Origin of the sequence: Streptomyces sp. NPDC006314 (assembly GCF_040613075.1) — a bacterium.
GTDB lineage: Bacteria > Actinomycetota > Actinomycetes > Streptomycetales > Streptomycetaceae > Streptomyces.
The window spans coordinates 111048-134143 of sequence record NZ_JBEXRL010000014.1 but is presented as its reverse complement, the minus strand read 5'-3'; the positions used below and the strand labels follow the sequence as shown (position 1 = coordinate 134143).

Sequence of the window (23096 nt, the reverse complement as noted above, 5' to 3'; positions counted from 1 at the left end):
TGCCCCGGCCGCGGCCGGTCCTCCCGAACCGCCCGACTCGGCTCCCCCACGCCAGGTCATCGGAAGGCCCGCCGCGGCCGGCCCCTTTTCTGTGACTGAACCGCCGCCGCCGTTCTCGTGCACCTGGCTGGTCGCGGTCGAGGTCTCTCCCCGCACGGCTGCGGCGCCTCCGCGATGGTTGCGCCACGATAACGATCGGCGAGCCCGGCATCCGGCAGTTCATGGACGCGTAACACGCCAGGCGCCTTCGTCACCCCGGCGAAACAACGAGGGGCTTCCACCGAAACCGCGCTGCGCCAATCTCATGGCGCATAACCGGCCCGCCCCTCACTGACCGGACCGCTCAGGCTTCGCCCGCACGGGGCCGTACCAATCGACGAGGAGACGCCGATGGCACCAGCCATCACGCTTGCCGCGGAGGCACCCAAGCTGTCCTCCGCGAACACAGGCTTCATGCTCATCTGTTCCGCCCTGGTGCTGCTCATGACCCCGGGTCTCGCCTTCTTCTACGGAGGCATGGTCCGCGTCAAAAGCACCCTCAACATGCTGATGATGAGCTTCATCAGCATGGGCATCGTCACCATTCTGTGGGTGCTCTACGGCTTCTCCCTCGCCTTCGGCACAAGCAACAGCCTCATCGGCTGGAACTCCGACTGGTTCGGCCTCAGCGACATCGGGCTGACGGAGCTCTGGGACGGTTACACCATCCCGATCTTCGTCTTCATGGTCTTCCAGCTGATGTTCGCCATCATCACGCCGGCCCTGATAAGCGGCGCCCTCGCGGACCGCGTCAAGTTCTCCGCCTGGTCGCTCTTCGTCGCCCTGTGGGCCACGATCGTCTACGTCCCGGTGGCGCACTGGGTCTGGGGCGCCGACGGCTGGGCCTACAAGCTCGGCGTGATCGACTTCGCCGGCGGTACCGCGGTCCACATCAACGCGGGTGCGGCCGCCCTCGGCGTCATCCTCGTCATCGGCAAGCGCGTCGGCTTCAAGAAGGACCCGATGCGCCCGCACAGCCTTCCGCTGGTCATGCTCGGTGCCGGTCTGCTGTGGTTCGGCTGGTTCGGCTTCAACGCCGGCTCCTGGCTCGGCAACGACGACGGCGTCGGTGCGCTGATGTTCGTCAACACGCAGGTCGCCACGGCCGCCGCCATGCTGGCCTGGCTCGCCTACGAGAAGATCCGGCACGGGGCGTTCACCACGCTGGGCGCCGCCTCCGGGGCGGTCGCCGGTCTGGTCGCCATCACCCCGTCCGGTGGCGCGGTCTCCCCGCTCGGTGCGATCGCCGTCGGCGCCATCGCCGGTGTCGCCTGCGCCGCGGCCGTGGGCCTGAAGTTCAGGTTCGGCTTCGACGACTCGCTCGACGTCGTCGGCGTCCACATGGTCGGCGGCATCATCGGCTCCCTCCTCGTCGGCTTCTTCGCCACCGGCAAGGGCCAGTCCGCCGCCACGGGCGTCTTCTACGGTGACCACACGTTCGACCAGCTGTGGAAGCAGTGCGCCGGTGTCTTCGCGGTCCTCGCCTACTCCCTGATCGTCTCCGCGGTCCTCGCCTTCCTGCTCGACAAGACCATCGGGATGCGCGTCACCGAGGATGAAGAGGTGTCGGGCATCGACCAGGCCGAGCACGCCGAGACCGCATACGACTTCAGCGGCGCCGGCGGCGGAGTCGTCGGCTCCGTCGCGGCCGCCCCGGCCCTGGCCGCCACGCAGACCAAGAAGGTGGACGCATGAAGCTCATCACCGCCGTCGTCAAGCCCCACCGGCTGGACGAGATCAAGGAGGCCCTGCAGGCCTTCGGCGTCCACGGGCTGACGGTCACCGAGGCCAGCGGCTACGGTCGGCAGCGGGGCCACACCGAGGTCTACCGGGGCGCCGAGTACACCGTCGACCTGGTCCCCAAGATCCGCATCGAGGTGCTGGCCGAGGACGACGACGCCGAGCCGCTGATCGAGGTCATCGTCAAGGCGGCCCGGACCGGCAAGATCGGTGACGGCAAGGTCTGGTCCCTGCCGGTCGAGACGGCCGTGCGGGTCCGCACCGGCGAGCGCGGCCCGGACGCGCTCTGACACGGCAGAGAGACAGGAGTCGCTGGGTGACGGGTACGGATGTGCGGAAAGAAGCGGATGACTCGGGACCCAGCGGCTACGCGGCGGCCCGGCTGCGCCTCCTCTCGGAGGGGGCGCGGTCCGGGCCGCCGCGCCGTGCCGCCCTCGCCGGACTGACCGACGACTGGCTCGCCGGACTGTTCACGGCGGCGGGCGACGGACTCAGGGGTGTCTCCCTCGTCGCCGTGGGCGGCTACGGCCGCGGCGAGCTGTCCCCACGCAGCGACCTCGACCTCCTGCTGCTGCACGACGGCTCCGACCCCAGTGCGGTCGCCGCCCTGGCCGACCGCCTCTGGTACCCCGTATGGGACCTGGGGCTGGCCCTGGACCACTCCGTCCGCACCCCGGCGGAAGCCAGGAAGACGGCCGGAGAGGATCTGAAAGTCCACCTCGGCCTCCTGGACGCCCGCCACCTCACCGGTGACCTCGGCCTCACCGCGGGCCTGCGCACCGCCGTCCTGGCCGACTGGCGCAACCAGGCGCCCAAGCGCCTGCCCGAACTCCAGGAACTCTGCGCCGAACGCGCCGAACGGCAGGGCGAGCTCCAGTACCTCCTGGAACCCGACCTCAAGGAGGCCCGCGGCGGCCTCCGCGACGCCACCGCCCTGCGCGCCGTCGCCGCATCCTGGCTGGCCGACGCCCCGCGTGAGGGCCTCGCGGACGCCCGCCGACGCCTGCTCGACGTCCGCGACGCGCTCCATCTGGCCACCGGCCGCGCGACCGACCGCCTGGCCCTGCAGGAACAGGACCAGGTCGCGGCCGAGCTGGGCCTGCTGGACGCCGACACCCTGCTGCGGCAGGTGTACGAGGCGGCGCGGGTCATCTCGTACGCCAGTGACGTCACCTGGCGTGAAGTGGGGCGCGTGCTGCGCTCGCGCTCCGTCCGGCCGCGTCTGCGCGCCATGCTGAGCGGCGGCAAACCGGTCGCGGAACGGTCACCTCTCGCCGAGGGCGTGGTCGAGATGGACGGCGAGGTGGTGCTCGCGCGCGCCGCGCGCCCCGAGCGCGACCCCGTGCTCCCGCTGCGCGCCGCGGCCGCCGCCGCGCAGGCCGGCCTTCCGCTCTCCCTGCACGCCGTACGGCGCATGGCCGCCACCGCCCGCCCCCTGCCCACACCCTGGCCCGCCGAGGCCCGCGAGCAGCTGGTGACCCTCCTCGGCTCCGGCCGCCCGACCATCGACGTCTGGGAGGCCCTGGAGGCGGAAGGCCTGATCAGCCGACTGCTGCCCGACTGGGAGCGGGTCCGCTGCCGCCCGCAGCGCAACGCCGTCCACCTCTGGACGGTCGACCGGCACCTGATCGAGACAGCGGTCCGCGCCTCCGAACTGACCCGCCGTGTCAGCCGCCCCGACCTGCTCCTCGTCTCCGCCCTGCTGCACGACATCGGCAAGGGCTGGCCCGGCGACCACTCCGTGGCGGGCGAGATCATCGCCAGGGACGTGGCCGCGCGGATCGGCTTCGACCGCGCCGACGTGGCCGTGCTCTCGACCCTCGTACGGCACCACCTGCTGCTGATCGAGACGGCCACCCGGCGCGATCTGGACGACCCGGCCACCGTCCGCTCGGTCGCCGAGGCGGTCGGCACCCAGAGCACACTGGAGCTGCTGCACGCCCTGACGGAGGCCGACGCGCTCGCGACCGGCCCTGCCGCCTGGTCCTCCTGGCGCGGCTCGCTCGTAGCCGACCTGGTACGACGCGTCTGCGCCGTCCTCGCCGGGGACGCCCCCGACGAACCCGAGCCCGCGGCGCCCACCGCCGAGCAGGAACGCCTCGCCGTCGAGGCGTTCCGGACCGGTGGCCCGGTCCTCGCCCTGCACCCGCAGACCGAGCCGGTCCCCGACGCGGAGCCCTCCGGCGAACCGGAACCCCTCGGCGTCGAACTGCTCATCGCCGTACCCGACCAGCCCGGTGTGCTGCCGGCGGTCGCCGGTGTCCTCGCCGTGCACCGCCTCACCGTCCGCACCGCGGAGCTGCGCGCCCTGAACCTGCCCGACGACGTCGACGACGGCTCGGTCCTGCTCCTGAACTGGCGGGTCGCCGCCGAGTACGGCTCCCTGCCCCAGGCGGCCCGGCTCCGCGCCGACCTCGTCCGCGCCCTGGACGGCTCCCTGGACATCGCCGGCCGCCTCGCCGAACGGGACGCGGCCTACCCCCGCCGCCGCGGCTGGGCCGCCCCGCCGCCCCGGGTGACGGTCGCCCCGGCGGCCTCCCACCACGCCACGGTGATCGAGGTCCGCGCCCAGGACGCCCCGGGGCTGCTGCACCGCATCGGGACGGCGCTGGAGAAGGCCGGTGTACGGGTGCGCAGCATGCACGTGTCGACGCTGGGTTCCAACGCGGTCGACGCCTTCTACGTCACGACCGGCGCGGGTGCGCCGCTGCCGGCGGGGGACGCCGCGTCGACGGCCAGGACACTGGAGGAGACGCTGCGCGGGTGACCCTGCCCCGGTGGCTTCGGCGCCGGGATACCCTGGAGGGCGATTCCCAGAAGACCGTCACCGACCCCGAGGACCGCGAGCGCCGTGTTCGACACTCTCTCCGATCGCCTGTCAGCGACTTTCAAGAACCTGCGCGGCAAGGGACGGCTCTCCGAGGCGGACATCGACGCCACGGCGCGCGAGATCCGTATCGCGCTCCTCGAAGCCGACGTGGCCCTGCCCGTCGTCCGCACGTTCATCAAGAACCTCAAGGAGCGCGCGCTCGGCGCCGAGGTCTCCAAGGCGCTGAACCCGGCCCAGCAGGTCCTCAAGATCGTCAACGAGGAACTGGTCACCATCCTCGGTGGCGAGACCCGGCGGCTCCGCTTCGCCAAGCAGCCCCCGACCGTGATCATGCTGGCGGGTCTGCAGGGTGCCGGTAAGACCACCCTCGCGGGCAAGCTGGGCCGCTGGCTGAAGGAGCAGGGCCACTCCCCGCTGCTGGTCGCCGCCGACCTCCAGCGCCCGAACGCCGTCAACCAGCTGAGCGTCGTCGCCGAGCGCGCCGGTGTCGCCGTCTACGCCCCCGAGCCGGGCAACGGCGTCGGCGACCCGGTGAAGGTCGCCAAGGACTCCATCGACCACGCCAGGTCCAAGGTCCACGACATCGTGATCGTGGACACCGCCGGCCGTCTCGGCATCGACCAGGAGATGATGCAGCAGGCCGCGGACATCCGCGACGCCGTCTCCCCGGACGAGATCCTGTTCGTCGTCGACGCGATGATCGGTCAGGACGCGGTCAACACCGCCGAGGCCTTCCGCGACGGCGTCGGCTTCGACGGCGTCGTGCTCTCCAAGCTCGACGGTGACGCCCGCGGTGGTGCGGCCCTGTCCATCCGGCAGATCACCGGCAAGCCGATCATGTTCGCGTCGAACGGCGAGAAGCTGGACGACTTCGACGCGTTCCACCCGGACCGGATGGCCTCCCGCATCCTCGACATGGGTGACCTGCTCACCCTGATCGAGCAGGCGGAGAAGACCTTCAGCCAGGAAGAGGCCCAGAAGATGGCCTCGAAGCTGGCGTCCAGGAAGGGCCAGGACTTCACCCTGGACGACTTCCTGTCCCAGATGGAGCAGGTCAGGAAGATGGGCAGCATCAGCAAGCTGCTCGGCATGCTCCCGGGCATGGGTCAGATCAAGGAACAGATCAACAACCTCGACGAGCGGGAGGTCGACCGCATCGCCGCGATGATCAAGTCGATGACCCCGGGCGAGCGCCAGGACCCGACGATCATCAACGGTTCGCGCCGCGCCCGTATCGCCAAGGGTTCCGGGGTCGAGGTCAGCGCGGTGAAGGGCCTGGTCGAGCGGTTCTTCGAGGCCCGCAAGATGATGTCCCGCATGGCCCAGGGCGGCGGTATGCCGGGCATGCCGGGGATCCCGGGCATGGGCGGCGGCCCCGGCCGGACCAAGAAGCAGCCCAAGAAGGCCAAGGGCAAGCAGCGCTCGGGCAACCCGATGAAGCGCAGGCAGCAGGAGCTGGAGGAGGCCCAGCGCCGCGAGGCCGCCGCGCAGGGCGGCAACGCCTTCGGGCTGCCGCAGCAGGGCGGCCAGGACTTCGAGCTGCCGGACGAGTTCAAGAAGTTCATGGGCTGAGCCGGCCCGTCGCACCTGCAAGGGGCGCCCTTCTCCGGAAGGGCGCCCCTGGGCATGCCGGTGAGTACCCGCGCGGCCGGCCGGATCGTCGGCGCGCTCGGCGGGATGGCGGCCGAGCGGGTCGTCCACGGCGTGATCACCGCGGGTCCGAGAGCGGCCTGGAACAGGTCACCACCATCGCGCGCGGGATGGCGTCCCGCTGGGCATGAGCGAGCAGCGACGCTTGAGGCAGGACGGCGACGCTCAGGGCACGCGGGCTATGAGGTAGCGGAAGACGTTCGGCATCCACACGGTCCCGTCCTGGCGCCGGTGCGGGTGCAGGGCCTCCGTCAGCTCCTTGTCGACCTGCTTGGCGTCGGTCGCCGCGATCGCCGCGTCGAACAGACCGGTCGAGAGCAGTCCGCGTACGGCGCTGTCGAGGCCGGCGTACCCGAAGGGGCAGGCGACCCGACCCGAGCCGTCCGGCTTCAGCCCCGCCCGCTGGGCGACCTCCTCCAGGTCGTCCCGCCGGGCCGGGCGCCACCTGCGCGCGCTGCGCAAAGGGTCGGCCAGTTTCGTGGCCACCCGCAGCACCGAGGAGGTGGCGCAGCGCTCCGGAGGGCCCCAGCCGGCCAGCACCACGGCGGCCCCGCGCCCGGCCAGCGGCACCGCGGCCGCCAGTTGCCCGCCGAGCCCCTCGGAGTCGCCCGCGAGGCAGCCGATCGGCTCGAAGACGGTCACCAGGGTGTACGCGGCCGTCACCGCGCCGGACGCGTCCTCCGGTGCGCCGTCCACGAGTTTCGTGGCCGTACGCGCGCGCGTGCCGGCGCGTACGCCGCGCGAGGCGTCCGGCAGCAGCCGCTCACGCGCGAGGGCGAGCCGTTCGGGGGAGGAGTCGACGCCCGTCACCGCCGCCCCCCTGGAGGCCGCCATCAGCAGGGCGAGGCCGGAGCCGCAGCGCAGGCCCAGCAACCGGGTGGCGGGGCCCACTTCGAGCCGCTGGTAGACCGCTTCGTAGAGCGGGACCAGCATCCGCTCCTGGATCTCCGACCAGTCACGCGCGCGTGCGCACAGGTCCACGCGGAGTGCGGAATCCGCGTGAGACCGGTGCTGTCGCACGAGCGTAGGTGTCATAGGTAAGCGCCCCAATCCGCCGACAGTTCGCCGCTGTGCCCGGTTGTTGCGTGGCCCCCGTGCCGTGCGCGCGCACTTCCCACGTATGCCAGGTAACTCCCGCCTCGCGGCGCCGTCCAGGGGTCGTGGGGCCCTGCTTGGGGTCCGGACGCGAGTGTGGCGGGATTTCACGTCCCGGCGATCCGGGTGGCCGTACGGTGTCCGTTCCAGGGGGACGGGCCACTTCCGGGGGCTGGAGTGGCGCGCCGTAACGTCACGACCGTCACAGACGCTGACCAAGGTGGGGCTCCGCATCGAGAGCGACCGAAACGCGTCTTGCGTAGGCGCCGACCGCCGTCGCACGCACGTACCAGACGTCCGTCGTACCGCGGACTACGCACCAGCTTGGTACGAGCTGCGAGGCTTCTCCGCAGATCAGCGCACCCGCCCTCGTCAGGACGCATCAGCGGCAACTGACGGGTACGTGCAAATTATTTGGGATGCCCCGGAATAGGAACACAGCGGCACCCCCGCTCGTTGTCATTACGTGAGCACGACACAGACACCACCTGTTCTCGCCGCAGAGCTGGCACAGGCGTGGGCCGACATTCAGCGGTACCACCCCGAGCTGCCTGACCTTGCCGCGCCAGAGTCCCTGATCGGGGAGTCGTCGTCCGCGTGCGGGCACGAGCTCTCCTTCGAGCGACTGCTCCATGAGGCAGTCCACGGCATCGCCGCCGCCCGCGGGATCCGCGACACCTCCCGGGCCGGCCGCTACCACAACCGTCGTTTCCTCGCGATCGCCGAGGAGCTGGGCCTCGACCACCCCGAGGAACCGCACCCGAGCAGCGGCTTCTCACTGGTCACGCTCAACCCCGAGGCGAAGCGGCGCTACCGCCCGACCAGCGAGCGGCTGCAGCGCGCGCTGAGGGCCCACACGGTGGCCACCTCGTCCGACACCTCCCGCACCTTCCGCGGCCCGGCCGCCCGGCACGGCTCCTCCGGTGGTGGCGTCCGCGTCAAGGCGGTCTGCGACTGCGGCCGCAACGTCCGGGTGGTCCCGTCGGTCCTGGCGCAGGCCCCGATCGTCTGCGGCGGCTGCGGCAAGCCGTTCCGCATCCCGGACGTGGTGGGGGCGGCGAGCTGAGACTGCGACTGCTCGTGGCAGCCGCAGTCCGTTCGTCATCCGCGAACGAGAGCGGGCCGTACCGTGTCCCCATCCCGCGGGCAGTCGTGCCGCCGGGGCGGGCGCGGGCGGCAGCTTCCCGGTGCCGGGGAAGCGCACCCGACGTACGGTCACCTCCGCGCCGGGTGCCTCCCAGCCATGCCCGACCGCAGCTCACGCACCCTCGGCCAGAAGCGTCCCGCAGGGTGTGGCACAATGGCTAGCTGTACTCGACAGCCGCACAGGACCCCTCTCTCCTCCGGCTGACGCGTCCATCGGGCATTCGGGTACCGCAACCCCACGCGGCAGCTCGCCGTGCCCAACCACGTCAATCCAGGAGAACCCACTCCCGTGGCAGTCAAGATCAAGCTGAAGCGTCTGGGCAAGATCCGTTCGCCTCACTACCGCATCGTCGTCGCCGACTCCCGTACCCGCCGTGACGGCCGGGCCATCGAGGAGATCGGCAAGTACCACCCGACCTACAACCCGTCGGTCATCGAGGTGGACGCCGAGCGTGTGGCGTACTGGCTCGGTGTCGGCGCTCAGCCGACCGAGCCCGTCCTCGCCATCCTGAAGAAGACCGGCGACTGGCAGAAGTTCAAGGGCGAGCCGGCTCCCGCGCCGCTGCTCGTCGCCGAGCCCAAGCCGGCCCGTCCGTCGTTCGAGGCTCTCGGCGGTGACGACGAGGGCAAGGGTGAGGCGATCACCCAGAAGAAGAAGGCTGAGAAGAAGGACGAGGCCGCTGCCGAGTCCGAGTCGACCGAGGCCTGAGCAGCATGCTCGAAGAGGCGCTTGAGCACCTCGTGAAGGGCATCGTCGACAACCCTGACGATGTGCAGGTCGCCTCGCGCAACCTGCGCCGCGGGCGTGTGCTGGAGGTCCGGGTCCACCCCGACGACCTCGGCAAGGTGATCGGCCGCAACGGCCGTACCGCGCGCGCTCTGCGTACCGTCGTGGGCGCCATCGGCGGCCGCGGTGTCCGCGTCGACCTCGTCGACGTCGACCACGTCCGCTGACGCTTCATCGCAACCGGCTCGGGCCGGGGAGGGCCACTGGGCCGTCCCCGGCCCGCAGTCGTATGACAGGAGATTTGGACACGTGCAGCTGGTAGTCGCACGGATCGGCCGCGCCCACGGAATCAAGGGCGAGGTCACCGTCGAGGTACGTACCGACGAGCCCGAGCTGCGGCTCGCCCCGGGCGCCGTCCTGGCCACCGACCCGGCCTCCGCCGGGCCCCTCACCATCGCCACCGGCCGCGTCCACAGTGGCCGCCTCCTCCTGCGGTTCGAGGGCGTCACCGACCGCAACGCCGCCGAGGCCCTCCGCAACATCCTGCTGATCGCCGAAATCGACCCCGAGGAACTCCCCGAGGGCGAGGACGAGTACTACGACCACCAGCTCATCGACCTCGACGTGGTCACCGAGGACGGCATCGAGGTCGGCCGGATCACCGAGATCTCGCACCTGCCCTCCCAGGACCTCTTCATCGTGGAGCGTCCCGACGGCGGCGAGGTGCTGATCCCCTTCGTGGAGGAGATCGTCACCGAGATCGACCTGGAGGAGCAGAAGGCGGTCATCGCGCCTCCGCCGGGCCTGATCGACGACCGCGCGGAGGTCGCCTCGTCCCGGGACGCGGAGGACTCGGGGGAAGAGTCGTGATGCGCCTCGACGTCGCCACGATCTTCCCCGAGTACCTCGAGCCGCTGAACGTCTCCCTCGTCGGCAAGGCGCGCGCGCGTGGGCAGCTCAATGTCCACGTGCACGACCTGCGGTCCTGGACGTACGACCGGCACAACACGGTCGACGACACACCGTACGGCGGCGGCCCCGGCATGGTCATGAAGACCGAGCCCTGGGGCCACGCCCTGGACACGATCCTGGCCGACGGCTACGAGACCGGCGCCCGGGCCCCCGCGCTGATCGTCCCCACCCCGAGCGGCCGCCCCTTCACGCAGGAACTGGCCGTGGAACTCTCCGAGCGCCCCTGGCTGGTCTTCACACCGGCCCGCTACGAGGGCATCGACCGGCGTGTCATGGACGAGTACGCGACCCGGATACCCGTCTACGAGGTCTCGATCGGCGACTACGTCCTCGCCGGCGGCGAGGCGGCCGTTCTCGTCATCACCGAGGCCGTCGCCCGGCTGCTGCCCGGCGTCCTCGGCAACGCCGAGTCCCACCGTGACGACTCCTTCGCGCCCGGCGCCATGGCCAACCTCCTGGAGGGACCCGTCTACACCAAGCCGCCCGTCTGGCGCGGCCGGGACATCCCGGACGTGCTGCTCAGCGGCCACCACGGCAAGATCGCCCGCTGGCGGCGCGACGAGGCCCTGAAGCGTACGACCTTGCATCGCCCCGACCTGATCGAGCGCTGCGACCCCAAGGCCTTCGACAAGAAGGACCGCGAGATGCTCTCCATCCTGGGCTGGGAACCGGACCCCGAGGGGGAGCCGTACGGGCGATTTTGGCGCCGGGCCGAGGGCGTGGAAGAATAGGCCGCTGCTGTGCGTCCGTCCGGCGTGCGCCCCTGCCACAGGGGGACACGACGCCCGCCCCGACCCGCGCGGCAGACCTCATGTACACCTAACTCCCGTTGATGACCTGTGGCATCAGCGAAGAAAGCAGACGAAATGTCTCACCTGCTCGACTCCGTCGACGCCGCGTCGCTGCGCACCGACGTCCCGGCCTTCCGCCCGGGTGACACCGTCAACGTCCACGTCCGCGTCATCGAGGGCAACCGCTCCCGTGTGCAGCAGTTCAAGGGCGTTGTGATCCGCCGCCAGGGCTCCGGTGTCCGCGAGACCTTCACGGTCCGCAAGGTCTCGTTCTCCGTCGGCGTCGAGCGCACCTTCCCGGTGCACACCCCGATCGTCGAGAAGATCGAGCTGGTCACCAAGGGTGACGTGCGCCGCGCCAAGCTGTACTACCTCCGTGACCTGCGCGGCAAGGCCGCGAAGATCAAGGAGAAGCGCGAGAACTGAGCGCTTCCCCGGCGTCACAGCGGGGCCGGATAGCATCAGGCCCCGATGGACACCGAAGCACAGCCGACGGAACGCGACCGCTCCTCCCACCCGGAGTCTCCGGGGCCGGAGGAACGGTCGCGTTTCGCGTTGGTGGCGCGGGCCGCCGAATGGCTGCCGGGCGGCCGGATCACCCTCACTCTCTTCGTCTGCCTGGCGTTCCTGCTGCTCCTCAACGCCTTCGTGGTGCAACCGTTCCGGATTCCGAGCGGATCCATGGAGCAGGGTTTGAGGATCGAGGACCGCGTCCTCGTAAATAAGTTGGCGTACCGTTTCGGTGCCCAGCCGCGCCGCGGCGACGTGATTGTGTTCGACGGCACCGGGTATTTCGGGGACGCGGACTACGTCAAGCGCGTTGTCGGCGTGGGAGGAGACCATGTGGTCTGCTGCGACAGGGAGGAGAGGATAGAGGTGAACGGGCGGCCGGTCGACGAGACGTCGTTCCTCCATCCCGGGGACAGCGCCTCCAGCGTGCCCTTCGACGTCGTCGTGCCCTCGGGCCGTCTCTTCGTCCTCGGCGACCACCGCAGCGACTCCAGCGACTCCCGCGACCACCTTGGCTCGCCCGGCGGCGGCATGATCCCCGTCGGGGACGTCGTCGGCCGGGTCGACTGGATCGTGTGGCCGCACACCCACTGGACACACCTGACGCGGCCGTCCGCCTACGCGCGCGTGCCCGCCGCTTCGGCGGAGGGCGCCCATGGGTAACCGCGGCAAACCGCGCGGGGTGCCCAGCACGCCCGCGGACAACCTGCTGCCCACCGGCTCGCGTCGCACCTCCGCGCCCGGCGGCGGCGGTCGCACGCGCGCGGAGCGCCGCAAACTGCAGCGCAAGGTGAAGCGCAAGCGCAGGCGTTCAGCCGTTCGGGAGATCCCCCTTCTGGTAGGCGTCGCCGTCCTCATAGCGCTGGTCCTGAAGACCTTCCTCGTCCAGGCGTTCGTGATCCCGTCCGGCTCCATGGAGCAGACGATCCGGATCGGCGACCGCGTGCTGGTCGACAAGTTCACCCCGTGGTTCGGCTCCAAGCCGCAGCGCGGGGATGTCGTCGTCTTCCACGACCCGGGCGGCTGGCTGGCGGACGAGAAGACCGCCAAGAAGCACGACCCCGTCGTCGTCAAGCAGTTCAAGGAAGGCCTCACCTTCATCGGCCTGCTGCCCTCCGACAACGAGAAGGACCTGATCAAACGGGTCATCGGGGTCGGCGGCGACCACGTCAAGTGCTGCGACGCCCAGGGCCGCGTCACCGTCAACGGCGTACCGCTCACCGAAGCCGACTACATCTATCCGGGGGACGCGCCCTCCACCACCCCCTTCGACATCACCGTCCCCCAGGGCCGGCTGTGGGTGATGGGCGACCACCGGGGCAACTCCGCGGACTCCCGCTTCCACCAGAACACGCCCTACGGCGGCACGGTCTCCGAGCGCTCGGTGGTCGGCCGGGCCATGGTCATCGGCTGGCCGATCGGCCACTGGACGCGCCTGGAAGAACCTAAAACCTTCGCAAGCGTCGCCGACTCCGCGGCGGGGACGACCGCCGGTCCCCGCCCGTCGCATAGGGTTGCTTCCGAGAACCAGAACGAAACGACCCAGCTCCCGACCCCTGCGGAACTCCCGCTCGTTATGGGAGTGGTGGGCCTGCGCCGTATCCGGGGCAGGCGGCGGCACGGAGTAAGGAGTTGGCGTGGGGGATGTGGCGGTTGGCGCACGTTCGGGACACGACGGCGAGGAGCACCGCGGGCACCCCGTGGGGGCGAACGACCCCGTACCGGTCGGCGCCATGACCTCCGGGAATGACCCGGCGGCCGGCGACGACGGCACGCCGGAGCGGCAGCAGGCCCGGACGGACGCGGGCGCGGAGGAGGCCGCACGCCGGCCGAGAAAGTCGCGCTCCTTCTGGAAGGAGCTGCCGATCCTGATCGTCATCGCACTGGTCCTGGCGCTGCTGATCAAGACGTTCCTGGTGCAGGCGTTCTCCATCCCGTCCGACTCGATGCAGAACACCCTCCAGCAGGGTGACCGTGTCCTGGTCGACAAGCTCACCCCGTGGTTCGGCTCCAAGCCCGAGCGCGGCGAGGTCGTCGTCTTCCACGACCCGGACAACTGGCTGGCCGGCGAGCCCGCGCCCAACCCGAACGCCGTGCAGAAGGTGCTCAGCTGGATCGGCCTGATGCCGTCCGCCGAGGAGAAGGACCTCATCAAGCGTGTGATCGGCGTCGGCGGTGACACCGTCCAGTGCAAGGGCACCGGCCCGCTGACGGTCAACGGCAAGGCACTGAACGAGCCGTACGTCTACCCGGGCAACACCCCGTGCACCGACGACGACCTCGGCGGCCAGTTCAAGGTGACGGTGCCCCAGGGCCACATCTGGGTGATGGGCGACCACCGCCAGAACTCCCGCGACTCCCGCTACAACCAGTCCGACAAGAACCACGGCATGGTCCCCGTCGACAAGGTCGTCGGCCGCGCCATCGTCAAGGCATGGCCGATCACCCGCTGGGGCACTCTGCCGGTCCCGGGCACCTTCGACCAGCCCGGCCTCGACCAGAAGCCCTCCGCGTCCGCGTCCCTGACGGTGGCCCCCGAGGGCGTGGCCGTCGCGGCGCTGCTGCCGGTGGCGGTGCGGCGGCGCCGGCGCACGGACCGGCCGGAGTCCCAGGCCGAACCGAAGACGTCCGCCGGACAGCGCTGACCCTGTCGGCCGGGCTCCGGCCGGCCGAGCCGATCCCGCCGCGCGCCCCCTGACTCGCCCCGCCGTGCGTCCGGCTGAGATGCTCCGGTCGTGGCACCAGAACTCCCCGACGGCTGGACCGTCGAACGCCTGCGCCGTCACTCCGGTGACGCCGAGGCCGGCGAGTGGTACATGGGGCATCTCGACCCGGACGGGTCGGTGGGTTGCTGGGCCTCCTACGGACCGGACCTGGCCGAGGCCATCCGCAACCTGTGACTGCGCCGGTGACCTCGGCCGTGAAACAGGGGGCTGCCCCCGTTCGGTACCGCCGGGTAGGGTGCGGGTCCATGGGTGGCGAGAGCGCGACGGGTACGGCCCCGCACAGCGGTGGCACAGGCACGGCACAGGTCGGCGGCAGCCGGATCGGGCAGCGGCTGTCCGGGCTCGCCATGGCGCTGGGCCTGGTGCTGTTCCTCGGCGGATTCGCCTGGGCAGCGGTGATCTACCGGCCGTACACCGTGCCGACCAGTTCCATGGCCCCGACCATCGACGCCGGCGACCGCGTGCTCGCCCAGCGCGTCGACGGCGGTGAGGTGCGACGCGGTGACGTGGTCGTCTTCGAGGACAAGAGCTGGGTCACCAACGCCAAGGTCGTCAAGCGTGTCGTCGCGGTCGGCGGCGACACCGTCTCCTGCTGCACCGACGGCAAGCTGACCGTCAACGGCAAGCAGATCGACGAGCCGTACCTGCCCGAGGGCAGCCTCGCAGAGATCACCGACTTCCCGACCGTGACCGTCCCGAAGGGCCGGCTGTTCCTCCTCGGCGACGAACGCCAGGGCTCCCTGGACTCCACCGCCCACCTCACGGACGCGGCCAAGGGGACGGTCTCCAGCGATGCCGTATCCGCCCGCGTGGACGCCGTCGTATGGCCCTGGAAGGGCACGCTCAAGCGCCCCACCGGCTTCGAGTCGCTCGGTGCCCTCTCCCGGCCCGGCCCGCTGCGCACCGTTGAGCTGCTGATCGTCGCCGGTGCCGTCCTGGTCCTCGGCGGCGGGGCGTACGGCCCGATCGCCAAGCGCCTGGGCCGCTCCCGCGCCCGTGCCGCGCGCCCGGAGGCGGCTGGTGTCCGCTGAGCCCACGCGGACGGGCGAGGAGTCGTACGAAGGCGGCCTGCGCAAGGTGGCCCGGGTGGTCCTTCTCGACCCCGTGGACCGCATCCTGCTCCTGCACGGCCACGAGCCGGACGACCCGGCCGACGACTGGTGGTTCACCCCGGGCGGCGGTCTGGAGGGTGCCGAGACGCGCGAGGAGGCCGCGCTGCGGGAACTCGCCGAGGAGACCGGCATCACCGATGTCGACCTCGGCCCCGTGTTGTGGCGGCGCAGGTGTTCCTTCCCGTTCGCGGGCCGCCGCTGGGACCAGGACGAGTGGTACTACCTGGCCCGTACGACCCAGACGGCCACCGCGGCGGCGGGACTGACGGAGCTGGAGCGGCGTAGTGTCGCCGGAGCGCGCTGGTGGACGTGCCGGGAACTGGCCCGGGCACATGAGACGGTGTATCCGACCAGACTCGCCGAGTTGCTGCAGCGGCTGCTCGACGAAGGTCCCCCGGCCAGGCCCGTGACCCTCGACACGGAAATCGTCTGAGGGAACCCGGGACTGGCGCACAATGGTGGGATCGCACGGCTGAAGGGGAACATGCCATGAGCGCCGAGGACCTCGAGAAGTACGAGACCGAGATGGAGCTCAAGCTCTACCGGGAGTACCGAGACGTCGTCGGTCTGTTCAAATACGTGATCGAGACCGAACGGCGCTTCTACCTCACCAACGACTACGAGATGCAGGTGCACTCGGTCCAGGGTGAGGTGTTCTTCGAGGTGTCCATGGCCGACGCCTGGGTCTGGGACATGTACCGGCCGGCTCGCTTCGTCAAGCAGGTCCGCGTCCTCACGTTCAAGGATGTGAACATCGAGGAACTGAACAAGAGCGACCTGGAGCTTCCGGGCGGGTGACGGGGTTTTCCACAACCGCTGAGTAGTCCCCCAAGATCAACATCTGGGGACGGGATGCGTGAGCGTTGGCGCCGGAGGTGGTGCCGACATGAGCAAGGCACGCAGTGCACTCGGCAGGTACGGCGAGGACCTGGCCGCGCGGCGGCTGGCCCAGGCCGGGATGACGGTCCTGGAGCGCAACTGGCGCTGCGGACGGTCCGGGGAGATCGACATCGTGGCGCGGGACGGTGACGCGCTCGTCGTCTGCGAGGTGAAGACCCGCAGGGGCGGTTCCTACGAGCATCCGATGGCCGCGATCACCCCGGAGAAGGCCGAACGGCTGCGGGGCCTGGCCGAACGCTGGATCCACGCCCACGGGGGAGCTCCGCCGGGAGGCGTCCGCATCGACCTGATCGGCATCCTCCTGCCCCGCCGGGGCGCCCCGTCCGTCGAGCACGCGCGGGGGGTGGCCTGAATGGGATTCGCGCGTACGTGTTCGGTGGCCCTGGTCGGCGTCGAGGGGGTGGTCGTCGAGGTCCAGGCCGACCTCGAACCGGGCGTCGCCGCCTTCACCCTGGTGGGCCTCCCGGACAAAAGCCTGACGGAAAGCCGCGACCGGGTGCGGGCGGCGGTGGTGAACTCGGGCGGCGCGTGGCCGCAGAAGAAACTCACCGTCGGACTCAGCCCGGCGTCGGTGCCCAAGGCCGGCTCCGGCTTCGATCTGGCCGTGGCCTGCGCGGTGCTCGGTGCCGCCGAGCGGATCGATCCGCGGGTTCTCGCGGACATCGTCATGATCGGGGAGCTGGGCCTGGACGGCCGGGTGCGGCCGGTGCGGGGCATCCTGCCCGCGGTTTTGGCCGCGGCCGACGCGGGCTACGAGCAGGTGGTCGTACCGGAGTGCGCCGCCGCCGAGGCCTCGCTGGTCCCCGGCGTTTCGGTGCTCGGCGTCCGCAGTCTGCGGCAGCTCATCGCCGTCCTGGCCGAGGAACCGGTCCCCGAGGAGGAGCCGGACGGGCAGGGACGCCCGGACCCCCTCCTGGCCGGTCTGCGCATGCCGGGTACGGGCGGCGCCACCGGCATGCGCAGCCTCGGCGCCGCACAGCACGACCACGATCACGATCTGGCGGACGTCGTGGGTCAGACCTCGGCCCGTACGGCCGTGGAGGTGGCCGCGGCCGGGGGGCACCATCTGTTCCTGGAGGGCCCGCCCGGCGCGGGCAAGACCATGCTCGCCGAGCGCCTGCCCGCCGTGCTTCCCCCGCTCACCAGGGAGGAGTCGCTGCAGGTCACGGCGGTTCACTCGGTGGCCGGGCTGCTGCCGCCGGGCAAGCCGCTCATCGACGTCGCTCCCTACTGCGCCCCGCACCACTCGGCGACGATGCAGTCACTCGTCGGCGGCGGCCCCGGCATCGCCCGCCCGGGGGCCGTGTCCCTCGCCCATCGGGGCGTGTTGTTCCTGGACGAGGCGCCCGAGTTCCGCAGCCAGACCCTGGACGCCCTGCGACAGCCGCTGGAATCGGGGCACGTCGTGATCGCACGCAGCGCGGGCGTGGTCCGGTTCCCGGCGCGCTTCCTGATGGTGCTGGCGGCCAACCCCTGCCCGTGCGGGCGCTTCTCGCAACGCGACTCCCTGTGCGAGTGTCCGCCATCGGCGATCCGCCGCTACCAGTCCCGGCTGTCCGGCCCGCTGCTGGACCGGGTGGACCTGCGTGTCGAGGTCGATCCCGTCAGCCGGGCCCAGCTCACCGCCCCCGGCGCCCGAGGCGAGTCCACGGCGACCGTGGCCGACCGGGTGCGGCAGGCCCGGCAACGGGCGGCCGCCCGCCTCGCCGGAACCCCGTGGCGCAGCAACGGCGAAGTGCCGGGCCGGGAACTGCGCAGCCGGTACCACGCCGCCGCCGGCGCGATGGACGAGGCCGAGCGCAACCTCGAACGGGGTGTGCTCACGGCCCGTGGGATCGACCGGGTGCTGCGCGTCGCCTGGACGGTCGCCGACCTGGTCGGGCACGACCGCCCGGACGCGACCGACGTCGCCCTGGCCCTGCAGTTGCGCACCGGTGTGCCCCGAGGGGTGCCGATGGCCATCGGGGCGCTGACGTGAGCGGAGACGGGGACCCCGACGGCGAACGGCTCGGCCGGGTCCTCCTCTCCCGGGTCGTCGAGCCCGGGGACGAGGCCGGGGGGCGGTGGGTGCGGGAGTTCGGCGTGGGGGAGGTGGTGGGGCGGCTGCGCGACGGTGGGGAGCCGTTGCCCGGGGCGAGCGGGGTGCGGTGGGCGGGGCTGGTCGCGCGGGCCGGGCGGGCGGAGCCCGAGCAGGATCTCGCGGTGGCCGAGGCCGCCGGGGCGCGGTACGTGTGCCCGGGGGACGCCGAGTGGCCCGGGCAGCTCGACGATCTCGGGGACGCCCGGCCCCTCGGGCTGTGGGTGCGAGGGCGGCCCGGCCTGCGGATGTGGGCGCTGAGGTCCGTCGCCCTGGTGGGCGCCCGGGCCTGCACCGAGTACGGCACCCATGTGGCGGCCGCCCTCGCCGCGGGGCTCGCCGAGCGGGGATGGGTCGTGGTGTCCGGCGGCGCCTACGGCATCGACGGCGCAGCCCACCGAGGCGCCCTCGCCGCCCGCGGAGCCACCGTCGCCGTCCTCGCCTGCGGTGTCGACCGGCCGTACCCGCGCGGCCACGCCGCGCTGATCGGCAGGATCGCGGAACAGGGACTGGTCGTGGGCGAACTGCCGCCGGGCGATCACCCGACACCGAGCCGGTTCATCCTCCGCAACCGGGTCATCGCCGCGCTGACCCGGGGCACCGTCGTCGTGGAGGCCGCCTGCCGCAGCGGCTCGCTGGCCACCGCGCGGGCCGCGCAGCGGCTGGGACGGTTCACCATGGGCGTGCCCGGCCCGGTCACCAGCGCCCTCTCCGCCGGCGTGCACGAACTGCTGCGCGGGGAGGCCACCCTGGTCACCGACGCCGCGGAGGTCGTCGAACTCGTGGGGGACATGGGTGAGCTGGCCCCGCCTCGCCGGGGCCCGGTGCTCCCGCGGGACCTGCTGGGACCGTCCGCCCGGACCGTCCTCGCCGCCCTGCCCGGGGACCGCGCGGCCCCCGCCGGGGAGATCGCGCTCGACGCGCGGACCACGCCGGACGAGGCGATCGCGAGACTGTACGAACTCCGGGCACTTGGTTACGTCGAACGACATGGCGATGGCTGGAAGTTGACACGCCAGGCGATGATCTCGGTCCGGGATGGTCACCGCTCATGTTGACCGAGCGTGTTCGGCCGTCCGGGCGAACCTCCGACGCCCTTGGAGTTTCCTGGAGTTGGCCCCTTCGACCGGTCACGCAGAGCGAACCCGGGCGTGCGGTCACCGGGTCGGCCGGGGGGCACCGCGCACGGGTGGAGCCTCACTGTTCGCGCATTGCGACGTCTCAATCACGCTACGCTCACGAAGGCGCTGACACAGACCGCGCCGACTCGACATCAGACCGACGACTCACCCAGGCAGCCCACTCCATCCCACGAGCCCCACCCCCTCCCACTTCGCAGCACTTCACGGCAGAACGGCACAAGGCGACGAATGCCCCAGCACACCTCCGGGTCCGATCGGGCGGCGATCCCCCCAGCCGCCCGCGACGGTGGCAGCGTGCGGCCGCCCGCTCCCTCGACGCTCGACGAGCTGTGGCGGTCGTACAAGGCGACGGGGGACGACCGGCTGCGGGAGCAGCTGATCCTGCACTACTCGCCGCTCGTGAAATACGTGGCGGGCCGGGTGAGCGTCGGGCTGCCCCCCAACGTGGAGCAGGGGGACTTCGTGTCCTCCGGGGTCTTCGGGCTGATCGACGCGATCGAGAAGTTCGACATCGACCGGGAGATCAAGTTCGAGACCTACGCGATCACCCGGATCCGCGGCGCGATGATCGACGAGCTGCGGGCACTGGACTGGATCCCCCGATCGGTCCGGCAGAAGGCGCGCAACGTCGAGCGCGCCTACGCCACCCTGGAGGCCCGGCTGCGACGCACTCCGACCGAGGGTGAGGTCGCCACCGAGCTGGGCATGGAGGTCGACGAACTGCACGCCGTGTTCAGCCAGTTGTCACTGGCCAACGTGGTCGCCCTGGAGGAGCTGCTGCACGTCGGCGGCGAGGGCGGGGACCGGCTCAGCCTCATGGACACGCTGGAGGACACCGCCGCCGACAACCCGGTGGAAGTGGCGGAGGACCGGGAGCTGCGGCGGTTCCTCGCACGGGCCATCAACACGCTGCCCGAGCGGGAGAAGACCGTCGTCACGCTGTACTACTACGAGGGGCTCACCCTCGCCGAGATCGGCAACGTGCTCGGCGTCACCGAGAGCCGGGTCAGCCAGATCCACACCAAGTCGGTGCTGCAACTGCGGGCCAAGCTGGCGAGCTTCGGGCGCTGAGTCCTCCCTTCCGGGATGGCCTGTCCGTAAAGTGGTCGACGTGCCAAGGATTCGAGCGGCCTCCGTGGCCGAGCACCGGTCGATGCAGCGAGCCGCCCTGCTGGACGCGGCTCGCTCCCTGCTGTCCGAGGGCGGGACGGAAGCGCTGACCTTTCCCGCGCTGGCCGAGCGGACGGGGCTGGCGCGGTCGTCCGTGTACGAGTACTTCCGCTCGCGGGCCGCCGTGGTCGAGGAGCTGTGCGAGGCCGACTTCCCGCTGTGGGCCGCGGAGGTGGCCGCGGCCATGGAGCGCGCGCACTCGCCCGCGGGCAAGGTCGAGGCGTATGTGCGGCAGCAGCTGGCGCTGGTCGGGGACCGGCGGCACCGGGCGGTCGTCGCCATCTCCGCGAGTGAGCTGGACGCGGGGGCGCGGGAGAAGATCCGGGCGGCCCACGGGGGACTGGTCGTGATGATCGTCGAGGCGTTGGGGGAGATGGGGCACGAGCAGCCTCGGCTGGCGGCGATGTTGCTGCAGGGGGTGGTGGACGCGGCAGTGCGGCGCATCGAGCTGGGGGCGGCGGAAGATCCCGCGGCCATCACGGATGCCGCCGTGGCCATGGTTCTGCGGGGCGTCCAGGGCTGAGGCCGGCTGCCGCCGGGCGGGGGCCGGGTCGTTTGCCCGCGCCGGCGGGGTGCCGCCTTTCGCTGGGACGGGCGCCGCCGCGGCCGCACGACTGCCCGCGGCCAGGTGGGGGCGACTGCCCGGGGCTACGCAGGGAGCTGTACGCCCAGCACCGGCAGCAGTCGCGACGGGCCCCTGTTCAGCAGCCACGGCGGGAGCAGGGATAGCGGGTCCAGATAGGTGTCGCCGCTCAGCAGGCCCCAGTGCACGCATCCGGCCCTCCCGCAGTGCGAGCCCGTCGGCTCCACCACCCCCACCACCTCGCCCGCCCCCACCTCGTCCCCCTTCTTCACCGACGGGCTCACCGGCTCGTAGGTGGTGCGCAGGTCCGTGCCTGTCAGCTCCAGCGACACCACGCCCCGGCCCGCCACCCGGCCGGCGAAGGACACCCGGCCGGCCGCGACCGCTCGCACCGCAGCCCCGGGCGGCGCCGCCAGGTCCACACCCCGGTGTCCGGCGCCGTACATCGTCGCCGGCGGCTCCCAGCCGCGCAGCACCGGCGGCCGGACACCCACCGGCCAGGCGCGGCCGATGGCCGGGACCGGGGCCCGCGGGGCCGGTGGGGGCACAGGGGCCGGACCGTCCGCCCGGGCGGGAGGGGTGAGTGCGGCCGCTGCCAGGCCCAGCAGCAGAGCCGCCCACACCGAGACACATCGCATCGCTCGTCGCATGCGAGAACCGTCCCGCAGCCGGCCCGCTCATGGCCGGACTCTGTGGACCACTCCCCGTTTGTGGACAGTGGCGTCACCCGGTGCCCCGCCGGTCCCGTACACTTCTTCTGGCGATCCGGGTCACCGGGTCGACTTCGCACGCCCCGGTACGGCACCCGCAAGGGTTCGTACCAAGCGCCTCTCGGTCCTTCGTGGCACGGCGCACCGCGGGCGTCAGGCGCGGCCGCCGTCCGGCGGGCGCGGCACAACCGGGAAAACCAAGGAGATACGGCCATGGCCGTCGTCACGATGCGGGAGCTGCTGGAGAGCGGCGTCCACTTCGGTCACCAGACCCGTCGCTGGAACCCGAAGATGAAGCGCTTCATCTTCACCGAGCGCAACGGCATCTACATCATCGACCTGCTCCAGTCGCTGTCGTACATCGACCGCGCCTACGAGTTCGTCAAGGAGACCGTCGCCCACGGCGGCACGGTCATGTTCGTCGGCACCAAGAAGCAGGCGCAGGAGGCCATCGCCGAGCAGGCCACCCGCGTCGGCATGCCCTACGTCAACCAGCGCTGGCTGGGCGGCATGCTCACCAACTTCTCGACCGTCTACAAGCGTCTGCAGCGCCTGAAGGAGCTCGAGCAGATCGACTTCGAGGACGTCGCCGCTTCCGGTCTGACCAAGAAGGAGCTTCTCGTGCTCTCGCGCGAGAAGGCCAAGCTGGAGAAGACCCTCGGTGGTATCCGCGAGATGCAGAAGGTGCCCAGCGCCGTCTGGATCGTGGACACCAAGAAGGAGCACATCGCCGTTGGTGAGGCCCGGAAGCTGAACATTCCGGTCGTCGCGATCCTCGACACCAACTGCGACCCCGACGAGGTCGACTACAAGATCCCGGGCAACGACGACGCGATCCGCTCCGTCACCCTGCTCACCCGTGTGATCGCCGACGCCGTCGCCGAGGGCCTCATCGCCCGTTCCGGTGTCGCCACCGGTGACAAGGGCGAGAAGGCCGCGGGCGAGCCGCTCGCCGAGTGGGAGCGCGACCTGCTCGAGGGTGAGAAGAAGGACGAGGCTCCGGCTGCCGAGGCTGCTCCTGCCGAGGCCGCTCCTGCCGAGGCCGCTCCCGCGGAGGCCGCTTCCGCCGAGGCCGCTCCCGCGGAGGCCGCTCCGGCCGAGGGCGAGAAGGCCGCCGAGGGCGAGCAGGCCTGACGTCAGCGTCGACGGCGGGGGCGGTGACATGAAGTCCGCCCC

At 71.5% G+C, this 23096-nt stretch carries 25 protein-coding genes; 23 read left to right on the top strand and 2 right to left on the bottom strand.

Translation table 11 applies throughout. From position 1 onward, the window contains the following. The first annotated feature begins 390 nt into the window (after positions 1 to 390). From ABZ079_RS25035 to ffh, 4 genes are all read left to right on the top strand, one after another. Positions 391 to 1734 carry an ammonium transporter gene (locus ABZ079_RS25035; protein WP_356941682.1) on the top strand — a complete coding sequence of 448 codons (1344 nt, stop codon included), beginning with the start codon at positions 391 to 393 and terminating at the stop codon, positions 1732 to 1734. After that, on the top strand, positions 1731 to 2069 hold the full coding sequence (locus ABZ079_RS25030; protein ID WP_356941681.1) for a P-II family nitrogen regulator: 339 nt from the start codon (positions 1731 to 1733) through the stop codon (positions 2067 to 2069). The genes ABZ079_RS25035 and ABZ079_RS25030 overlap by 4 nt, the downstream gene beginning before the upstream one ends. Positions 2070 to 2095: 26 nt before the next feature. Then, entirely contained in the window at positions 2096 to 4546 is a 2451-nt protein-coding gene (locus tag ABZ079_RS25025) for a [protein-PII] uridylyltransferase (protein ID WP_356941680.1), read from the top strand. A gap of 84 nt (positions 4547 to 4630) precedes the next feature. Next, the gene (gene ffh, locus ABZ079_RS25020; protein WP_356941679.1) at positions 4631 to 6181 is read left to right on the top strand and encodes a signal recognition particle protein; all 1551 of its coding nucleotides are present in this window, start codon (positions 4631 to 4633) and stop codon (positions 6179 to 6181) included. A gap of 243 nt (positions 6182 to 6424) precedes the next feature. Here the strand turns inward: ffh and ABZ079_RS25015 are convergent, their stop codons facing one another. Next, entirely contained in the window at positions 6425 to 7240 is an 816-nt protein-coding gene (locus ABZ079_RS25015; RefSeq protein WP_356941678.1) for a class I SAM-dependent methyltransferase, read from the bottom strand. Positions 7241 to 7820: 580 nt separating this feature from the next. On the opposite strand from ABZ079_RS25015, the gene ABZ079_RS25010 reads away from it, so the two are divergent. From ABZ079_RS25010 to ABZ079_RS24925, 18 genes are all read left to right on the top strand, one after another. Continuing rightward, positions 7821 to 8420, top strand: a complete 600-nt coding sequence (locus tag ABZ079_RS25010; RefSeq protein WP_356941677.1) for a hypothetical protein — start codon at positions 7821 to 7823, stop codon at positions 8418 to 8420. Between the two features lie 369 nt (positions 8421 to 8789). Next, on the top strand, positions 8790 to 9209 hold the full coding sequence (rpsP, locus tag ABZ079_RS25005) for a 30S ribosomal protein S16 (RefSeq protein WP_030785131.1): 420 nt from the start codon (positions 8790 to 8792) through the stop codon (positions 9207 to 9209). Between the two features lie 5 nt (positions 9210 to 9214). Continuing rightward, positions 9215 to 9454 (top strand): RNA-binding protein, encoded by a 240-nt coding sequence (locus tag ABZ079_RS25000; protein WP_003973401.1) that lies wholly within the window; start codon positions 9215 to 9217, stop codon positions 9452 to 9454. An 82-nt stretch (positions 9455 to 9536) separates the two neighbouring features. Continuing rightward, complete coding sequence (rimM, locus tag ABZ079_RS24995) at positions 9537 to 10097, top strand: ribosome maturation factor RimM (RefSeq protein WP_356941676.1); 561 nt, start codon at positions 9537 to 9539, stop codon at positions 10095 to 10097. Further along, a complete protein-coding gene (gene trmD, locus ABZ079_RS24990) occupies positions 10097 to 10930 on the top strand; it encodes a tRNA (guanosine(37)-N1)-methyltransferase TrmD (protein ID WP_356941675.1) in 834 nt (277 codons plus the stop codon). The genes rimM and trmD overlap by 1 nt, the downstream gene beginning before the upstream one ends. Before the next feature lie 135 nt (positions 10931 to 11065). Continuing rightward, positions 11066 to 11416, top strand: a complete 351-nt coding sequence (gene rplS, locus ABZ079_RS24985; protein ID WP_356941674.1) for a 50S ribosomal protein L19 — start codon at positions 11066 to 11068, stop codon at positions 11414 to 11416. A 45-nt stretch (positions 11417 to 11461) separates the two neighbouring features. Next, on the top strand, positions 11462 to 12163 hold the full coding sequence (gene lepB / locus ABZ079_RS24980) for a signal peptidase I (RefSeq protein WP_356941673.1): 702 nt from the start codon (positions 11462 to 11464) through the stop codon (positions 12161 to 12163). Then, entirely contained in the window at positions 12156 to 13250 is a 1095-nt protein-coding gene (gene lepB, locus ABZ079_RS24975) for a signal peptidase I (protein WP_356941672.1), read from the top strand. The genes lepB (ABZ079_RS24980) and lepB (ABZ079_RS24975) overlap by 8 nt, the downstream gene beginning before the upstream one ends. Further along, positions 13138 to 14145, top strand: coding sequence for a signal peptidase I (gene lepB, locus ABZ079_RS24970; protein ID WP_356941671.1), 1008 nt, complete (start codon positions 13138 to 13140; stop codon positions 14143 to 14145). Before lepB (ABZ079_RS24975) ends, lepB (ABZ079_RS24970) begins: the two co-directional genes overlap by 113 nt. 90 nt (positions 14146 to 14235) lie before the next feature. Continuing rightward, positions 14236 to 14400 (top strand): hypothetical protein, encoded by a 165-nt coding sequence (locus ABZ079_RS24965; RefSeq protein WP_356941670.1) that lies wholly within the window; start codon positions 14236 to 14238, stop codon positions 14398 to 14400. A gap of 71 nt (positions 14401 to 14471) precedes the next feature. Beyond that, positions 14472 to 15257: a signal peptidase I gene (gene lepB / locus ABZ079_RS24960; protein WP_356941669.1), complete on the top strand. Its 786-nt coding sequence runs from the start codon at positions 14472 to 14474 to the stop codon at positions 15255 to 15257. Then, positions 15247 to 15771 (top strand): NUDIX hydrolase, encoded by a 525-nt coding sequence (locus ABZ079_RS24955; protein ID WP_356941668.1) that lies wholly within the window; start codon positions 15247 to 15249, stop codon positions 15769 to 15771. Before lepB (ABZ079_RS24960) ends, ABZ079_RS24955 begins: the two co-directional genes overlap by 11 nt. A gap of 56 nt (positions 15772 to 15827) precedes the next feature. Next, positions 15828 to 16136, top strand: coding sequence for a DUF2469 domain-containing protein (locus ABZ079_RS24950; RefSeq protein WP_003965949.1), 309 nt, complete (start codon positions 15828 to 15830; stop codon positions 16134 to 16136). Between the two features lie 88 nt (positions 16137 to 16224). Next, complete coding sequence (locus ABZ079_RS24945) at positions 16225 to 16590, top strand: YraN family protein (RefSeq protein WP_356941667.1); 366 nt, start codon at positions 16225 to 16227, stop codon at positions 16588 to 16590. Next, entirely contained in the window at positions 16591 to 18216 is a 1626-nt protein-coding gene (locus tag ABZ079_RS24940) for a YifB family Mg chelatase-like AAA ATPase (RefSeq protein WP_356941666.1), read from the top strand. After that, on the top strand, positions 18213 to 19373 hold the full coding sequence (dprA, locus tag ABZ079_RS24935) for a DNA-processing protein DprA (protein WP_356941665.1): 1161 nt from the start codon (positions 18213 to 18215) through the stop codon (positions 19371 to 19373). The genes ABZ079_RS24940 and dprA overlap by 4 nt, the downstream gene beginning before the upstream one ends. Positions 19374 to 19685: 312 nt before the next feature. Continuing rightward, positions 19686 to 20528 carry an RNA polymerase sigma factor WhiG gene (gene whiG / locus ABZ079_RS24930; RefSeq protein WP_356941664.1) on the top strand — a complete coding sequence of 281 codons (843 nt, stop codon included), beginning with the start codon at positions 19686 to 19688 and terminating at the stop codon, positions 20526 to 20528. A 64-nt stretch (positions 20529 to 20592) separates the two neighbouring features. Next, complete coding sequence (locus tag ABZ079_RS24925) at positions 20593 to 21150, top strand: helix-turn-helix domain-containing protein (RefSeq protein ID WP_356941733.1); 558 nt, start codon at positions 20593 to 20595, stop codon at positions 21148 to 21150. Positions 21151 to 21275: 125 nt separating this feature from the next. Here the strand turns inward: ABZ079_RS24925 and ABZ079_RS24920 are convergent, their stop codons facing one another. Then, entirely contained in the window at positions 21276 to 21860 is a 585-nt protein-coding gene (locus tag ABZ079_RS24920) for a peptidoglycan DD-metalloendopeptidase family protein (protein ID WP_356941663.1), read from the bottom strand. A gap of 273 nt (positions 21861 to 22133) precedes the next feature. Between ABZ079_RS24920 and rpsB the strand changes: the two genes are divergently transcribed. Then, the gene (gene rpsB / locus ABZ079_RS24915; protein WP_356941662.1) at positions 22134 to 23054 is read left to right on the top strand and encodes a 30S ribosomal protein S2; all 921 of its coding nucleotides are present in this window, start codon (positions 22134 to 22136) and stop codon (positions 23052 to 23054) included. The last annotated feature ends 42 nt before the right edge of the window (positions 23055 to 23096 follow it).

Bases quoted from the DNA above. Each gene is read 5' to 3' on its own strand.
- ABZ079_RS24920 (WP_356941663.1), bottom strand. From the start codon at position 21,860: ATGCGACGAGCGATGCGATGTGTCTCGGTGTGGGCGGCTCTGCTGCTG.
- ABZ079_RS25030 (WP_356941681.1), top strand. From the start codon at position 1,731: ATGAAGCTCATCACCGCCGTCGTCAAGCCCCACCGGCTGGACGAGATC.
- lepB (WP_356941672.1), top strand. From the start codon at position 12,156: ATGGGTAACCGCGGCAAACCGCGCGGGGTGCCCAGCACGCCCGCGGAC.
- trmD (WP_356941675.1), top strand. From the start codon at position 10,097: ATGCGCCTCGACGTCGCCACGATCTTCCCCGAGTACCTCGAGCCGCTG.
- whiG (WP_356941664.1), top strand. From the start codon at position 19,686: ATGCCCCAGCACACCTCCGGGTCCGATCGGGCGGCGATCCCCCCAGCC.
- rplS (WP_356941674.1), top strand. From the start codon at position 11,066: ATGTCTCACCTGCTCGACTCCGTCGACGCCGCGTCGCTGCGCACCGAC.
- ABZ079_RS25035 (WP_356941682.1), top strand. From the start codon at position 391: ATGGCACCAGCCATCACGCTTGCCGCGGAGGCACCCAAGCTGTCCTCC.
- ABZ079_RS24940 (WP_356941666.1), top strand. From the start codon at position 16,591: ATGGGATTCGCGCGTACGTGTTCGGTGGCCCTGGTCGGCGTCGAGGGG.
- ABZ079_RS24950 (WP_003965949.1), top strand. From the start codon at position 15,828: ATGAGCGCCGAGGACCTCGAGAAGTACGAGACCGAGATGGAGCTCAAG.
- ABZ079_RS24945 (WP_356941667.1), top strand. From the start codon at position 16,225: ATGAGCAAGGCACGCAGTGCACTCGGCAGGTACGGCGAGGACCTGGCC.
- lepB (WP_356941673.1), top strand. From the start codon at position 11,462: ATGGACACCGAAGCACAGCCGACGGAACGCGACCGCTCCTCCCACCCG.
- rpsB (WP_356941662.1), top strand. From the start codon at position 22,134: ATGGCCGTCGTCACGATGCGGGAGCTGCTGGAGAGCGGCGTCCACTTC.
- ABZ079_RS25000 (WP_003973401.1), top strand. From the start codon at position 9,215: ATGCTCGAAGAGGCGCTTGAGCACCTCGTGAAGGGCATCGTCGACAAC.
- lepB (WP_356941669.1), top strand. From the start codon at position 14,472: ATGGGTGGCGAGAGCGCGACGGGTACGGCCCCGCACAGCGGTGGCACA.